This window comes from Jatrophihabitans lederbergiae (assembly GCF_031845305.1).
GTDB lineage: Bacteria > Actinomycetota > Actinomycetes > Mycobacteriales > Jatrophihabitantaceae > Jatrophihabitans_A > Jatrophihabitans_A lederbergiae.
On record NZ_JAVREH010000007.1, the window covers coordinates 182,681 to 198,614 of the forward strand.

General features: G+C 70.4%; 9 protein-coding genes. 3 read left to right on the forward strand and 6 right to left on the reverse strand.

Annotated elements, in window-relative coordinates:
* Window positions 1-203 precede the first annotated feature (203 nt).
* Entirely contained in the window at window positions 204-3,581 is a 3,378-nt protein-coding gene (gene lysX, locus RM423_RS08385) for a bifunctional lysylphosphatidylglycerol synthetase/lysine--tRNA ligase LysX (RefSeq protein WP_311422567.1), read from the forward strand.
* 79 nt (window positions 3,582-3,660) lie between these two features.
* Here lysX and RM423_RS08390 read toward each other — a convergent pair whose 3' ends face one another.
* Complete coding sequence (locus RM423_RS08390) at window positions 3,661-5,124, reverse strand: LCP family protein (RefSeq protein ID WP_311422568.1); 1,464 nt, start codon at window positions 5,122-5,124, stop codon at window positions 3,661-3,663.
* Between the two features lie 128 nt (window positions 5,125-5,252).
* Window positions 5,253-5,993: a YcnI family copper-binding membrane protein gene (locus tag RM423_RS08395; protein WP_311422569.1), complete on the reverse strand. Its 741-nt coding sequence runs from the start codon at window positions 5,991-5,993 to the stop codon at window positions 5,253-5,255.
* Window positions 5,994-6,216: 223 nt separating this feature from the next.
* On the opposite strand from RM423_RS08395, the gene RM423_RS08400 reads away from it, so the two are divergent.
* Complete coding sequence (locus RM423_RS08400) at window positions 6,217-7,152, forward strand: phosphatase PAP2 family protein (RefSeq protein WP_311422570.1); 936 nt, start codon at window positions 6,217-6,219, stop codon at window positions 7,150-7,152.
* 15 nt (window positions 7,153-7,167) lie between these two features.
* Here RM423_RS08400 and RM423_RS08405 read toward each other — a convergent pair whose 3' ends face one another.
* The 4 genes from RM423_RS08405 to RM423_RS08420 all read right to left on the reverse strand — a co-directional run bounded on the left by RM423_RS08405 (window position 7,168) and on the right by RM423_RS08420 (window position 13,936).
* On the reverse strand, window positions 7,168-10,317 hold the full coding sequence (locus RM423_RS08405) for a bifunctional [glutamine synthetase] adenylyltransferase/[glutamine synthetase]-adenylyl-L-tyrosine phosphorylase (RefSeq protein ID WP_311422571.1): 3,150 nt from the start codon (window positions 10,315-10,317) through the stop codon (window positions 7,168-7,170).
* A complete protein-coding gene (locus tag RM423_RS08410) occupies window positions 10,298-11,164 on the reverse strand; it encodes a type 1 glutamine amidotransferase (RefSeq protein ID WP_311422572.1) in 867 nt (288 codons plus the stop codon). The genes RM423_RS08405 and RM423_RS08410 overlap by 20 nt, the downstream gene beginning before the upstream one ends.
* A gap of 75 nt (window positions 11,165-11,239) precedes the next feature.
* Entirely contained in the window at window positions 11,240-12,598 is a 1,359-nt protein-coding gene (gene glnA, locus RM423_RS08415) for a type I glutamate--ammonia ligase (protein WP_311422573.1), read from the reverse strand.
* Window positions 12,599-12,694: 96 nt separating this feature from the next.
* On the reverse strand, window positions 12,695-13,936 hold the full coding sequence (locus RM423_RS08420) for a L,D-transpeptidase (protein WP_311422574.1): 1,242 nt from the start codon (window positions 13,934-13,936) through the stop codon (window positions 12,695-12,697).
* A 205-nt stretch (window positions 13,937-14,141) separates the two neighbouring features.
* On the opposite strand from RM423_RS08420, the gene RM423_RS08425 reads away from it, so the two are divergent.
* Window positions 14,142-15,890, forward strand: a complete 1,749-nt coding sequence (locus RM423_RS08425; RefSeq protein ID WP_311422575.1) for an NAD+ synthase — start codon at window positions 14,142-14,144, stop codon at window positions 15,888-15,890.
* Window positions 15,891-15,934 lie beyond the last annotated feature (44 nt).

Sequence of the window (15,934 nt, forward strand, 5' to 3'; positions counted from 1 at the left end):
AAGGGCCCGACCGGCCAACTGATACAGAAGGCGAGATACTGACACCGAGCGAACTCGCACCGACTGAGGTCACCTCGGGGGTTGCCGCCGTGACCGGTGAGCACGGAGCGCGCCGCATTCCGCGCTTAGAAACCTCCCGTACCGTCTGGAGTTCGATGGCCGTCCCGACACCGGGCCGGCCGCTGCCGTTCGGAGGTTGTCGCGTGGTGCTCAGAGAGGCCGGCGCGCGTCCCGCTGAAGCGTCGAGACCGGCGCCTGAGCCACGTCACGTCACCGGCTGGCGCGAGAGTTTCGCGTCCCTGTGTGGACGCGTCATCGTGCTCGGCGGCTTCTGGTCCCTGGTCAGCCTGATCCTGCGGCCGGTCCGCTGGGTCCGCCGGCTCGACGACGTGTTCGGCCTCGTCAACCTGCCGGTCGGCCCCAGCCTCTTCTCCGTGGTGCTGCTCTTCGTGGTCGGTGGCGCCGTCCGGCGACGGATCCGGGTATCGCTCTGGCTGCTGCTCGCGTTCCAGGCGCTCGCCGGCCTGTACCTGCTGGCGGTGCTCGGCCAGATCGTCCTCAATCGCAACGACTCCGGTGACATCAGCGTCTCCGACGCCGTGGAACTGGCTCTCAACGCCGGCCTGACGATTGCGCTGGTGGTGCTGCTGTACCGCAGCCGGGAAGCGTTCTCGTCCAGGCTGGAGCCGGGCGCGCGCTGGCGGGCATTGGCCGTCCTCGTCGGCGGCCTGGCCCTCTCGCTCACCGCCTCGCTGGCGTTCACGCTGGCGTTGCCCGGCCACCTTCGCGGGCTGCCGCACAAGCTCGAGTGGGCGGTCCGGGTTCCGTTCGGCGTCGAGCCGTCCACCACCGAGGTCGGCTGGCACGGCGAGCACGGACATCACTGGATCGCGGCGCTGGCCGGCCTGGTGTCGGCCGCGGCGCTGATGAGCGCCGCACTGGTCTTCCTGCGGTCCGCCCGGGCCAAGACCTACCTCACCGCGCAGGACGAGCTGGACCTGCGAGGGCTGCTGCTGCACGCCGGTGACCGGGATTCCCTGGGCTACTTCGCGACCCGCCACGACAAGTCGGTGATCTTCGCTCCCGGGCACACCGCGGCCGTCACCTACCGGGTGCTGGCCAACGTCAGCCTGGCCAGCGCCGATCCGGTCGGGCCGCCGGCGGCCTGGCCGGCGGCCATCTCGGCCTGGCTGTCCGAGGCTCGCTCGTTCGGCTGGTTTCCCGCCGTCCTGTCCGCCAGCGAGGACGGCGCCAAGGCCTACGTCGCCGCGGGCCTGAAGGCGTTGCCGATCGGGGACGAGGCGATCATCGAGGTGGACACCTTCACCCTCGAGGGCCCCACCATGCAACCGGTCCGGCGGGCCGTCCACCGGGTGCAGCGCGCCGGCTACACGATCACGGTGCACCGGCATGCCGACCTGAGTCCGGACCAGCTGGCCGAGATCGAGCGCCGGGCCGAGGACTGGCGTGGTGACGACACCGAGCGCGGCTTCTCGATGGCGCTCGGCCGGCTGGGTGCCGCCGCCGACAGCGACTGCGTGGCGGTGCTCGCCCACGACTGCGAGGGACAGCTGCGCGGCATGCTGTCGATGGTTCCCTGGGGTCGCCGGGGGCTGTCGCTGGACCTGATGCGCCGGGACCGGACGTCGGAGAACGGCCTGGTCGAGGCCATGGTCGCCAGCCTGGTGAGCGCGGCTCGCGACGACCTCGGTGTGCGGTTCATCTCGCTCAACTTCGCAATGTTCCGGGGCGTCTTCAGCGCCGCCGAGCGGGTCGGCGCCGGTCCCGTCGTCCGGCTGACCAGCCGGGTGCTGACGTTCGCGTCCCGGTTCTGGCAGATCGAGAGCCTGTACCGCTCCAACGCCCGCTACCTGCCCCGCTGGACGCCGCGCTATCTGTGTTACGACTCGTCCCTGACCCTCACCCGGGTCGCCCTGGCCGCAGGCATCGCCGAGGGCTTCTTGCCCGCGCTCGGCGGCAGCCGCGAACGCGACCGCGACGGCGACGTGCTGTACGACGGCGCCACCCTGCCGTTCGCCGAGGCAGTGGCACGCCAGCGGCTGTCCACCCGCAACGGCGCCCGGCCGCTCCGGCGGCTGAGCCAGCAACAGCGAGTCCGCCACGCCAAGCTGCAGCGGCTGCGGGACGCCGGCCGTGACCCCTATCCGGTCTCGGTCCCGCGCAGCTGCGAGGTGGCGGAGCTGGTCCGGTGCTTCGCGGACCTGGCCCCGGACACCGCGACCGGCCACCGGGCCTCGGTGGTGGGGCGGGTACGGGCGCTGCGCGACTTCGGCGGCCTGACATTCGCGACGCTGCAGGACGGCGACGCCGGCATCCAGGCGATGGTCAGCACCAGCGCGCTCGGCGAAAAGGAGCACCGGCTGCTGCGGACCGCGCTGGACCTGGGCGACTACCTCAGCGTGACGGGCGAGGTGGTGACCTCACGCCGCGGCGAGCTCTCGGTGCTGGTCGACAGCTGGCAGCTCGCGGCGAAGTGCCTGCGCCCGCTGCCGGATGCCCGCGCCGGCTTCGCCGACCCGGATGCCCGGGTGCGGCGACGCCACGTCGACCTCATCGTCAACCCCGAGGCGATGGACATGCTGGTCAAGCGCAGCGCCGCCGTCCGAGAGGTTCGCCGGGCCTTCGATCGGCGCGGTTACCTCGAGGTCGAGACGCCGATGCTGCAGTCCATCCACGGCGGCGCGAATGCCCGGCCGTTCGTCACCCACATCAACGCCTACGACGCGACGCTGTACCTGCGGATCGCACCGGAGCTGTACCTCAAGCGGCTCTGCGTCGGTGGTATGCGGCGGGTGTTCGAGCTGAACCGGAACTTCCGCAACGAGGGCGCCGACGCCACCCACAATCCGGAATTCACGTCGATCGAGGCGTACCAGGCCTACGCCGATTACCTGGACATGCGTGAGCTGACCCGGGAGCTGATCCTGGAGGTGGCCACCGCGGTGCACGGGCGTCCGATGGCGCGCCGACCTCGTCCCGGCAGCGGTTACGACGAGATCGACCTGTCCGGACCGTGGCGTTCGGTGACGGTGCACGAGGCGGTGTCCCAGGCGTGCGGGACACCGGTGAGCATCGACACCGGCTTCGAGGAGCTCAGCGCGCTGTGCCGAACCCATGGCGTCAGCCGTCCGGCCGAGGCGACGCAGGGGCTGCTGGTCACCGCGCTGTACGAGGCGCTGGTGGAGAAGCAGACCACCGAACCGACGTTCTACCTGGACTTTCCGATCGAGACGTCGCCCCTGACCCGCGCGCACCGCAGCGACCCCCGGCTGTCCGAGCGGTGGGACCTGGTCGCGTTCGGTGCGGAGATCGGCACCGCGTACTCAGAGCTGATCGATCCGGTGGACCAGCGCCAGCGGCTCACCGACCAGTCACTGCGAGCCGCCGACGGCGATCCCGAGGCCATGCAGGTGGACGAGGCATTCCTGTCGGCGCTGGAGTACGCGATGCCGCCGACCGGAGGTCTCGGCATCGGCGTCGACCGGTTGGTCATGATGCTGGCGGGCGCGTCCATCCGGCAGACCCTGGCATTCCCCTTCGTCCGTCCCGGGGCGCGCTGAGCCCGCACTTCCGCCAGCGTCGTCCCGGGCGCGCTGAGGCCGCACGGTCAGTTGATTGCACGGTCAGTTGATTGCACGGTCAATTGATGCACGAAGACGCGCTGTACGCCTTGGCCGGTGACGGGGCACTCGTCGTGGGCGCGGGCGTCGAGGCTCCGGACGAGGCGGCCGTCCCTGGCGCCCTGACCGGCAGCCGATCCACGCCGAGCAGGATGGTGACCGCGCGGACCCGCGAGGACACCGCCACCCCGGCGCCCGGCAGGCTGGCCGCCACCGTCTTGGCCTGGCTCTCCATTCCCGCCGGGTACTGGATCGTGGTGGTCGTCGTCTTGGCGCCATTGCCCGCGTGGCCAGCTCTGAAGCCCAGCCGCTGGAGCGCCGCGACGGTGGTGGGGCCGGCCGATGCGACCCCGCTGCCGTTGACGACACGCACCGAGACCATGGCGGGCTCGACCGTCGCCGCCTTCTCGTAGTTGGTCGGTCGGCCGATCACCTTCGCGACGAAACCAGGGATCGCCGCCATGTTCACGGCGACGATCGAGACCTCGGCGCCGTGCACATAGATGGTAGGAGTGCCGAGCGTGGGAATGGTGGCGAACGTGACGTTGCCGGCGCTCAGGCCCTGCACCTGGCTCGCGAACTTGCCCAGGTCCAGGCCCGGGTCCTTGGTGATCGAGGAGCTGACCGCCCGCAGCAGCTTCTGGATCTTGAACAGCGACCCACCGGACGTCAGCTTGCGGAACTCGGTCGACAGGAAGTACTGCTGGCGCACCTCGCGATCCAGGTCGCCCCGCGGCAGGTTGTGCCGCTGCCGGACGAAGGACAGTGCCTGGCTGGCGTTGAGGGTGGACCGGCCGGCCGGCAGATCCGTTCCGGAGTACGGGTCCTTCGCCGGCTGGTTCAGGCAGACCTGGATGGGACCCAGGACGGAGGCGATCCGGTAGAAGCCGAGCATTGACACCGCGACGTAGTGGTCGATCGTCAGGCCCGTCAGGTTCTGGATGACGGTGATCAGCAGCCGGGCCCCGCCGGACGCGCCGCCCTTCTCGGAGCCGAGGCTGTAGGCGGCGTTGAGCTTGTTCATGCCGTACCCCGGAACGTTGACCCAGGAATCCCGGGGAAACGAGATGCCGGTCGCCCGGGACCCGTCTGCGGGGACGTGCAGCACCATCATGGTGTCGGTGTTGATGCCGCCGCCGTCCGTGGTGGTGCTCAGCGCCGCCAACTCCGACGGGGTCGCGCCGGTGCGGTCGTCATTGCCGACGAGCAGGATGTTCTGGTCCTCGCCGTCCATGTCGGCCTGGCGCGGAGCGCCCGCAACCGCCTTCGAGAACGGGTCGACGGTGTGCACGTCGGACAGGAAGTTCTGGTACGTCACCCACGCATAGCCACTGCCGAGCAGCACCGCAAGGGACAGCAGGGCTGCGATCAGCCGCACGCCGATTCCGAACCCGCGCCGCAGCCGGCCACGCCCGTGTGGCAGCGCTGCGGGCAACGGCAGCCGGGCGTCGCCGTCTGAGGACGTTGATCGGTGCTCACCCATCCTTCGAGAGTAGGCAGCCTGGCTGACAGTTCCGGCCACGCGGAGCTTTCCGAGCCGCTACGGGGCCAGTTTCACAGCCGATCGACGGCCTTCTCTCAGGGTGGGCCTCCCGGTCCCGGTGGGCAGGTCTAGGACGTGCGGCGGCGCAGCGACGTGGCGAGGGCGGCACCACCCAGCAGTACACCGATGATGCCGAGCACGATGCCCGCCGTCGCGGCACCCTTGCTCGCCGGACGGGAAGCCGTACCGGAGCTCGTATCAGCCACGGCCGCACCGATTCCAGCCGGGCCAGGGGCGGCAGACGCAGACCCAGCAGCTTGCGCCGCACCCAAGGTCAGGACCGGCGCCGGGTGCTCCGGCTCCGCTGTGCTGCCCGGCGCGGCCACGTCGATCCACGAGGTGGTCTTGCCGTCGCTGTAGGTCTGCACAACCTTGAAGATCAGCGTTCCGGCGTCCGGTAGTTGCCCGGCGATCACGACGAACTGATCGAACTGGCCGGGCTTGATGCCCGTCCCGGCCGAGTCGGCCTTCCAGTCGATCTCGGACACGGCCTGGGTGATCTCGCCGTCATCGGTCTTGATCGGGGTGCTGAGCTTGCTCTGCTTCGTCGTGGACGTCCAGCCTGGATGCGGCTGCACCAGCACGGAGGCGATAGGCGTGTCGATCGGCAACCGGAGCTTCAGTCCGACCGTGCTGGCCGCGTCGCTCTCGTCCGGCACCCGGAAGGTGATCAGGGTGTCGCCGCCACCCGAGATCGCCCCAGGGGCGGACACGGTCACGTGCGCGGACGCCACCCCTGTCCCTGCCACCAGCATCCCGAGCGTCACGACGGAGAGGGTGGCGCTGCTGGCAACGGTTCTGCGGCTCATCGGCAGGGTCCTTCACTGGGTGCGGGGTCATCGCGGGCCGATCGAAACCCGCTGTCCACTGAGTCGCCGTGCTGGTCCTGATGGTTCCAGACAGTCGGCAAACGTGATGCGCACTACTCCGCACAGCCGGACGAACTTGACACCGCCTCCGCCTGAACACCGCCTGAGAGGTACCACCCGGTAAGGGTGCCGTCGAGGCGGATCGAGGTGAGAGACTGGGCCGGTGAGGGCAACGAGAGCCACTGATCCCGGCTCCACCGTGGCCGGGCCGGCGCAGCGCGAGCGCAGGTTCAGCGGGCTCTTTCCCGACGGCATGCTGCAGCACCGGCCGCCGCGCTGGTGGCAAGAGGCCGTCATCATCGGTGTCTGCTACTGGCTGTACGGCCGGGTACGCAACCTGGTGCCGGAGCAGGCAAGCATCGCGATGCGGCACGGCCGCGGGGTGCAACATCTGCAGGACGCGCTACACCTGAACTTCGAGCGGTCCATCAACAGGTTCGTGGCCGGCCATGAGCCGATCGCCCAGGTTCTGAACTATTATTACGCGACGTTGCACTTCGTCGTCACGATCGGCTGCCTGATCTGGCTGTTCCGTGCGCATCCGCGGGTTTACCGGGGCGCCCGGACCGTGCTGTCGGTGACGTCGCTGCTCGCGCTGGCCGGCTTCTACCTCTATCCGCTGGCGCCACCTCGCCTGCTACCCCAGTACGGCTATATCGACACAGTGCTGAAGTTCCACACCTGGGGCTCGCTGGCCGATCCCAAGGTCGCCGAGCATTCGAACCAGTTCGCCGCGATGCCCAGCCTGCACATCGGATGGGCGCTCTGGTGCGGAGTGTCGATCTTCCTGTGCGCCCGCCGGACCTGGGTACGCACTCTCGGCGTGCTCTACCCGCTGTGCACGCTGTTGGTGATCATCGGCACGGCGAACCACTTCCTGATCGACGCGGTTGCGGGGCTGGTCGTGTTCCTGGCCGGCGCGTTGATCCAGTTCGTGTTGTCCGGGCGCAGCGCCTTCACCCTGGCCCCGCACAGGCTGGGGCGCGGCGACCCCAGCAGGACCGACAACGACGCGAGCAATACCGACAACACAGCCGCCGACCGCCGAGGCACCGATACGACGAACGCCCCGCGGCCGGAACCAGCCGGCAACCGCTGACTCCGGTCAGGCTGATCAGGGCGTCGCGTCGTAGAAGATCGACTCGACTACCTTGCGGGCACGCCTGGTGGCTCGCCGGTAGTCATCGATCAGCTGACCCGCCTGGAAGCCGGGACGGTACCCGAGCACCCGCCCGACCCCCTCCAGAAGCCGTCCGGGCTTGGGCAGCTGGTCATCGGCCTTGTCCCGCACCAGCATGATGGCGTTGCGGGCGCGGCTGGCGAAACGCCAGGCAGCCTCCAGTGCCGCGGCGTCATCCTCGGCAAGCTTGCCCGCGTCCACGGCCGCCAGCAGCGCCGGCAGGGTGGACGTCGACCGTAGCCCGGGCACCTCGTCGGCGAAGCGCAGTTGCAGCAGCTGCACCGTCCACTCGACATCGGCCAGGCCGCCTCGTCCCAGCTTGGTGTGGGTGTGTGGGTCCGCGCCGCGGGGCAGCCGCTCGGCGTCCACCCGGCCCTTGATGCGCCGGATCTCGAGCACCCCGGCATCGTCCAACCCGCCCCGGGGGTAACGCAGGCCGTCGATCAACCGGATGAACCGCTCCCCGAGCTCGGGATCGCCGACGCAGAACCGGGCCCGCAGCAACGCCTGCGCCTCCCAGACCGACGACCACCGCGTGTAGTACTCGGCATAGGACTTCAGCGATCGCACCAGCGGCCCGTCACGGCCCTCCGGACGCAGGTCGGCGTCCAGCAGCAGCGGCGGATCGGTCGAGGGAGCGGCCAGAATGCCCCGCAGCCGCTCGGCGACCAGGCGCGCGTGCCGCGCGGTCCGCTCGCCGCCGTGCGTGGCAAGCTCAGAGCCGGCGCTGCCGGTGACGCCGCTGTCGAAGACGTACAGCACGTCGGCGTCGGAGCCGTAGCCGATCTCCTGGCCGCCCAGCCGGCCCATGGCGATCACCGCGAACCGCAGTTCGACCTCGGTAGCCCCCAGCTCGGCGGCCGCGATCCGGCGCGCCGTCCCCAGCGCAGCGGCCAGCGTCGCGTCGGCCAATTCGGTCAGCGCGGTGCGGACCTCGCTGTCGGTGAGCGCTCCGAGCAGATCCGCAAAGGCGATGCGCAGCAGTTCCGCCCGGCGCAGGCTCCTGATCGCGTGCGCGGCCTGAGCGGGATCGGTCTGGCGACGAGCGGCCGTACTCATCACGACCTCGAGCTCCGCCCGGCGGCGCGGCCGTAGCTGCTCATCGCCGGACAGCAGCTGCAGCGCCTCGGGTGAGCGCACCAGCAGGTTGGCCACATACCGGGACGTGCCCAGGACGTAGGCCAACCTGGTCGCCACGGCACCCTCGTCACGCAGCAGCCGCAGGAACCACGGGCTCTCGCCGAGCGCGTCGGACACCTGGCGGTACGCCAGCAGGCCAGCGTTGGGGTCCGGCGCGTCGGCCAGCTCGGACAGGATCACCGGCAGCAACGCGCGCTGCAACGCCGCCCGCCGGGACAGCCCCGAGGTCAGCGCCTGGATGTGGCGCAGCGCACCGGTCGGGTCGGTATAGCCCAGGGCCTCCAGCCGCCGGCGCGCCTCGCCCTCGGTCAGCCGCAGTGCCGCGGCCGGAACGCGGGCGACCGCTTCGAGCAGCGGCCGATAGAACAGCTTCTCGTGCAGGCGGCGGACCTCGCGCGCGTGCAGCGCCCACTCGGCGTTGAACACCGCGACGGCATCGCCCCGGCTGTCCGGGCGGAATCCGAGCGAGCGCGACAGCCGCAGCACCGCGCGCGGATCGTCGGGGACCAGGTGCGTCCGGCGCAGTCTCATCAGCTGCACCCGGTGCTCGGTGGCCCGCAGGAACTCGTAGGCATCGGCCAGGCTCACCGCGTCGTCGCGGCCGACGAAACCCCCGTCGCGCAGCGCCGCCAGGGCCGGCAGGGTCGCCCGGACCCGCAGCGACTCGTCGGCGCGGCCATGCACCAGTTGCAGCAGCTGGACCGCGAACTCCACGTCGCGCAGGCCACCGGGGCCGAGCTTGATCTCACGGTCGATGATGTCAGCCGGAACGTGGTCGACCACCCGGCGGCGCATGGCCTGGACATCGGGAACGAAGTCGGGCCGCTGGGATGCCGTCCACACCAGCGGCGAGAGCAGGTCGACGTAGCGCTGCCCGAGCGCGAGGTCACCCGCGATGGGACGGGCCTTCAGCAGCGCCTGGAACTCCCAGGTCGAGGCCCAGCGCCGGTAGTACGCCTCGTGGCTGGCCAGGGTCCGGACCAGCGCACCGGAGCGTCCCTCCGGCCGCAGTGCCGCGTCGACCTCCCAGGCCGCCTGGCCACAGATCCGGATCGTCTCGGCCGCCAGCCTGGTTGCCGTCTGCAGGGCCCCGTTCTCGTCCGGAGCTGCCCCGAGGCCATCACCGGCATCGAAGGCGAACACCACGTCGACGTCCGAGACATAGTTCAGCTCGCGGCCACCGGCCTTTCCCATCGCGATGACGGCCAGCCGGCAGGGGGCGGCGCCGGGGCGCAGACCGGCCCGGGCGACGGCCAGCCCCGCCCGCAGCACGAAGCCCGCGAGGTCGGCCAGCGCCTCGGTGACCTGCCGCAGGTTCAGCTCGCTGGCCAGGTCCTGCCCCGCGACCAGGAGCAGCTCCCGGCGGTACGCCGCCCGCAACGCGATCACAGCCTTGGGCCCGATCAGCTCGGCGGGTCGGCCCGCTGTTCCGGTCACCGGGTCTCCCGCGTCGGCACCGACGGCCGCCGCGATCCGGTGCGCGGCCGACTCGACGGTCGGCAGGTCTTCGACCGCGCCCCGCAGCACCAGCGCGTCGGCGGGATGGGTGAGCAGGTGCTCGGCCAGGGCAGCGGACGCTCCCAGGACGCCCAGCAGCCGGCCGCGGAACTCCGCCGAGCCGCGCAGCTCCGCCAGCACCTCGGGGCCGCGCTCGGTGCCGGCGAGGTCCGCCAGCAGGGCCAGCGCCTGGTCGGGGTCGGCGGCGCGTCCCAACGCGGACACCACCGCGGCCGCCGCGGCGTCGACCGCCTCGCCGGTGGCGGCGTCCAACAGTGCCAGCGGCGCACCCGTCAGCAGCTCGGCGGCCCGGTCAGCAGAGCTGAACCCGGCCCGGGTCAGCCGACTCCGCAGCCGGGTGCGCCCCGGTGATGCGACCGCGGAACCGTCCGACAGCACAGAACCGGCCGACTCGGTGCCGTCCGATTCAGTGCCGGTGCGGCTCACGAGCGGCCTGCAGCTCGGCGGCCAGCGCCGCGCGGATGGCAGCCGGGTCGGTGATCGGCCCGGCGGTGCTGGTGGGCGCTGTACGGGACCCGGCCATCGGCAGCGTCCGCGGCCCGGCGGCAGTCGCCGGATTCGCCGCGATCCCGACGAGGGTCTCCGCGACCGGCCGCCACACCTCCGCGATATCGGCGTGCGCAGCGGCGGACCGGGCCAGGATCCGGTCCACGTCGTAGTCGGCCAGGGCTTCGGCATCCTCACTCGCCCACGCGGCCACGATCTCGGGCGTCGTCTCGATGTGGAACTGGAAGCCCCACGCGAGCCGGCCGACCCGGAATGCCTGCACCTCGGTGCCCGGCGACGAGGCGAGCAGCACCGCGTTTCCCGGCAGCTGGCTGACCTCGTCGACATGCCACTGCAGCACGTCCGGGGTGATCGGCAGTTCCCGCAGCAGCGGGTCGGTCGCCGCCGCCTGGCGCTTGGCAACCAGTTGCGCCCCGTACTCGGGCAGTTCCGCGCGGTCCACCCGGCCCTCCGTTGCCACCGCCAGCAGCTGCGCGCCCAGGCACACTCCGAGCGTGGGCAGCTCGGCGCGGACGGCCTGGCTCAGCAGCGCCCGGACGTCGGGCAGCCACGGCGCGCGGTCGTCATCCTGGGCGCCCATCGCCCCGCCCATCACGATCAGGCCGGAGTAGCCGTCCAGGTCGGCGGGGATGGCCTCGCCGAGCGCGCCTGACCGGATGTCCAGCTCGGCGCCGGCCTCGCGTAGCCACCTGCCGAGTTCGGCGACGGGACCGCTGACGTCGTTCTCGAGAACCAGGAGAGGGGCGGTCAGACGATCGGTTGCCATGCCTAGCAGGCTACTGACGGACGAGCTATCGAGAGGAGCATCGAGCGGAGCGGGATCACAGTGCCGGCAGCCGGATCAGAGTGCGGGCAGGTAACGCCGCAGCTCGAACGGCGTGACCTCGGCGCGGTAGTCCACCCACTCGGCGCGCTTGTTGCGCAGGAAGAAGTCGAACACGTGCTCACCGAGCGTTTCGGCGACCAGCTCGGAGTTCTCCATCACCCGCAGCGCGTCGGCGAGGTTGTGCGGCAGCTCGTCGTAGCCCAGCGCCCGCCGCTCGATGTCCGACATCGACCAGACGTCGTCCTCGGCCCCGGGCGGCAGCTCGTAGCCCTCTTCGATCCCCTTCATGCCGGCGGCGAGCAGCACCGCGAACGCCAGGTACGGATTGCAGGCCGAGTCCAGCGAGCGCATCTCGACGCGGGTCGAATTGGCCTTGCCGGGCTTGTACATCGGCACCCGCACCAGGGCGGAGCGGTTCGCGTGACCCCAGCAGACGTAGGTCGGGGCTTCCACGATCTGGCCGGGTGCGGAGTAGCCGAACAGTCGCTTGTACGAGTTCACCCACTGGTTGGTCACGGCGGTGATCTCACGGGCGTGCATCAGCAGTCCGGCGATGAACGAGCGGGCCGTCGCGGACAGATACAGGTCGTCGGACGGGTCGTGAAAGGCGTTCCGGTCGCCCTCGAACAGCGACAGGTGGGTATGCATGCCGCTGCCCGGCTGGACCCGGAACGGCTTGGGCATGAAGGTGGCGTGCACGCCCCTGGTCCGGGCGACCTCTTTGATGATGTGCCGGAAGCTCATGATGTTGTCGGCGGTGGACAGCGCGTCGGCGTAGCGCAGGTCGATCTCCTGCTGGCCCGGGGCGACCTCGTGGTGGCTGAACTCCACCGAGATGCCGACCGCCTCGAGCGCGGTGATCGCGCTGCGCCGGAAGTCGTGCGCGGTATCGTGGCTCGTCATGTCGAAGTAACCGCCGTCGTCCATCGGCACCGGCTCGCTGCCGTCGGAGGGCCGGTTCTTCAGCAGGAAGAACTCGATCTCGGGGTGGGTGTAGAACGTCAGGCCGCGGTCGGCCGCCTTGGACAGCGTGCGGCGCAGCACGTACCGCGGATCGGCCCAGGACGGCGACCCGTCCGGCATGGTGATGTCGCAGAACATCCGCGCGGTGTCGCTGGGCTTGCCGTCATCACCGGGCAGGATCTGGAAGGTGGCCGGGTCGGGCCGGGCCAGCATGTCGGACTCGCTGGCGCGCGCGAACCCCTCGATCGCCGAGCCGTCGAAGCCGATGCCCTCCGCGAAGGCGCCCTCGAGTTCAGCGGGCGCGACGGCCACGGACTTGAGGTAGCCGAGCACGTCGGTGAACCAGAGCCGGACGAACCGGACCTGGCGCTCTTCGAGGGTGCGTAGGACGAATTCCTGCTGACGATCCACGAGCGCTCATCCTGCCTGTACGGGGTTTCGAGCGGGTAACGGGCCCTGCCGACCCGGTGCGGCAAGCCCAGGCGCCGGGTGCAGCAAGGTCCCCGGCTACGTCGCGCTGTCGCTGATCCAGGTGGCCCAGCTGACGTTCCAGTAGCCGGAGTTCCACTCGGCCAGCGTCCGGCCGGTGTTGCGGACGTCGACGATGTCGCCCGGCACGGAGAAGCCGTAGAACCAGTACGCGTTCGCCGGCGAGACGTTGAGGCAGCCGTGCGAGGTGTCGGTCTTGCCCTGCTGGCGCACCGACCAGTCCGCCCAGTGCACGTACTCGCCGTCGTAGCTGATCCGCACGCCGACCGGAACGGTGGTCCGGTAGGCATTGGCGCCCTTGCTGAGCCCGAATGACGCCGAGTTCATGTCGATGTTCTTCTCGCCGCCCACGACGACGTGCGGGCCCGAGTTCGTCCGCAGGTCGATCATCCCGGTGTCGCCCTTGATGCTGGTGTGGCGTCCCATCGAGGTGGGCATGGTCTTGACCAGCGTGCCGTTGCTGTAGACCCGGACGATCTTGTTCCTGTCGTCGGCGATGGAGATGTGCTTGTTCCCCACCTTGAACCAGGTGGTGGAGTCGGCCTGCCCGTACAGGGAGTTGCCGAAGTTCTTGCCATACGCCTTCGCGGTGATGGTGACCTTCGTGCCCGGCGTCAGGTAGGTCCTGGTGCGCCAGTACACGTCCCGGTCGCTCAGCCAGCTGAAGGCCCCGGTCTGATCGGGCGCGGTGGTGACCTGCAACGTCGCCTGGGCAGCCTTGCGGTCGGGGATCGCCTCGTCGAAGTGGACCCGGACGACCTGCCCGACGCCGAAGGTGACGCCGGGGTCGATCGCACCGCCGGCCGCGGTCTGGATGTAGGGCATCGTGAGGTTGTGGGGCTTGACGGTGGTGAACGAGCTCGCCTGGGTGGTCTCGTCCCCGTCGGCGTTCGTTGCGACCGCCTTGATCGTGTAGGACTTGTTGTAACCGAGTTCCTCGGCGGAGGCCCACGACAGCTTGTCGGCCGAGAGCGCGCCCTTGACAGCGGTGCCCGCGCCGTTGGTGACCGTGACGTCGGACAGGGATCCGCCCGCGACCGCCACCCTGATGGGCTCGAGCGGGTCGACGCCGGCGGTTCCGGTGGCCGGGTTGAACCTCACCACAGCCGGTGGCGTCGACGGCGTGCTGGGAACCGGAACCGGAGCCGAATTACCGGCCGAGGCCGCCGAACCCGCGGTGCCGGCTGCCGCGGCGCCCTTCTTCTGTGAGCACCCGCCCGTCAGCAGCACCAGGCTCAGCACGGCCACCAGCCCGCTCACCGCGCTCGTCGCACCTCTATGCCGGTTCCCCGCCAAGACCTGTCTCCTCACACACGCCGCTACCTCCACGCACTGATGACGTGGGAGCACCGGCCTATTGTTGCTTACTTTCTGTGCTACGTCCGCGTGGTTACGGTGACGAAAGAGTGTCGAAGACCGCTGACCCGCCCACACCTCGCCCAGGTCTCGGCTGCAAACTGGTGGCGTGACGATATTGCGCGTTGCCCTGGCCCAGGTCGACCTCACCGTGGGCGATCTGGCAGCCAACTCCGAGATGGTGCTCGCACGCACCGCCGAGGCTGCCGCCGCCGGAGCGCAACTCGTCGTCTTTCCCGAGATGACGCTCACCGGGTACCCGCCCGAGGACCTGGCGCTGCGGCCGTCGTTCCGGGCCGCCTCGATCGCCACCCTGCACGCCGTTGCCACATCGCTGGCGGAGCGGGGACTGGCCGACGTCGGCGTGGTGGTCGGTTACCTCGACGAGGACGCCGGGTCCCGCAACGCGGCGGCGTTCCTGCTCGGCGGCGCGGTGGTGGCGCGCTACTTCAAGCACCACCTGCCCAACTACGGCGTCTTCGACGAGGACCGCTACTTCAAGGCCGGCTCGGACCTGCCGGTGATCCGCTTCGGCGGTGTCGACATCGGGCTCACGATCTGCGAGGACGTCTGGCAGGACGGCGGCCCGTTCAGCGCCGCCGCCGCCGCCCGGGTGGGCCTGCTGCTCAACATCAACGGCTCTCCGTACGAGCGCGACAAGAACCACGTCCGGCTCTCGCTGGTGCAGCGCCGCGCGAAGGAAGCCGACGCCACGGTGGTGTACGTGAACCAGGTCGGGGGCCAGGACGAGCTGGTCTTCGACGGTGACTCCTTCGTCGTCAGCCCCAACGGGACCTTGCTGGCGAGGGCGCCGCAGTTCGTCGAGAAGCTCTTCTACGTCGAGCTCGATCTTCCCGAAGCAACCGGGACGAGCGCGGGCGGCGACAGCCCGATCACGATCCGGCGCTTCACCGCTCCGTTGCCGCCCAGGGCATTGACCGAGTCCAGCAGCACTCCCCCGCTCGGCAGCTCCGAAGCCCCGGCCCTGGCCATCGCGCCGGGACTCGCCGACGAGGCCGAGGTCTGGCAGGCCCTGGTTCTCGGCACCCGTGACTACGTCCGCAAGAACGGTTTCGCCTCCGTGGTCATCGCCATGAGCGGTGGCATCGACTCCGCGGTCGTCGCCGCGGTGGCCGCCGACGCGATCGGCGGCGAGAACGTGCACGGCGTGGCGATGCCGAGCGCGTACTCCTCCGAGCACTCGATCTCGGACGCGGTGGAGCTCGCCCGCCGGCTCGGGGGCCCGCTGCGGACCGTGAACATCGAGCCGATGGTGCGTGCGTTCGTCAGCGCCCTGGAACTGACCGGGCTGGCGGAAGAGAATGTGCAGGCCCGGGTGCGGGGAACGACATTGATGGGCCTGTCGAACCAGCACGGGCACCTGGTGCTGGCGACCGGCAACAAGAGCGAGATCTCGGTCGGCTACTCCACCATCTACGGCGACGCGGTCGGTGGCTTCGCGCCGCTCAAGGACGTGCCCAAGTCGCTGGTCTGGGAGCTCGCTCGCTGGCGTAATGCCGCGGCCGAGCGCAACGGCGAGCAGCCCCCGATCCCCGAGAACTCCATCGCCAAGCCGCCCTCGGCGGAACTCCGGCCGGGCCAGCTCGACTCGGACTCGCTGCCCGACTACGACGAGCTGGACCGGTTGCTGGCCCGCTACGTCGACGAGGACGCGGGCCTGGAGGAACTCGTCGCCGCCGGCTTCGACCGGGACCTGGCCACTCGGGTATCGCGGATGACGGACGCGGCGGAGTGGAAGCGCCGGCAGTATCCGCCGGGCCCGAAGATCAGCCTCAAGGCGTTCGGGCGTGACCGGCGGTTGCCGATCACCAACCGCTGGCGCGAGAGCCGCCCATAGAGGACGATGGGGGCGTCCACTACCGCCCGGGGACCGGCGTGCCG

What these genes read in the sequence shown, in the direction of transcription:
- RM423_RS08390 (WP_311422568.1), bottom strand. Translation starts at nt 5,124, where the DNA reads ATGGGTGAGCACCGATCAACGTCCTCAGACGGCGACGCCCGGCTGCCG.
- RM423_RS08395 (WP_311422569.1), bottom strand. Translation starts at nt 5,993, where the DNA reads ATGAGCCGCAGAACCGTTGCCAGCAGCGCCACCCTCTCCGTCGTGACG.
- RM423_RS08410 (WP_311422572.1), bottom strand. Translation starts at nt 11,164, where the DNA reads ATGGCAACCGATCGTCTGACCGCCCCTCTCCTGGTTCTCGAGAACGAC.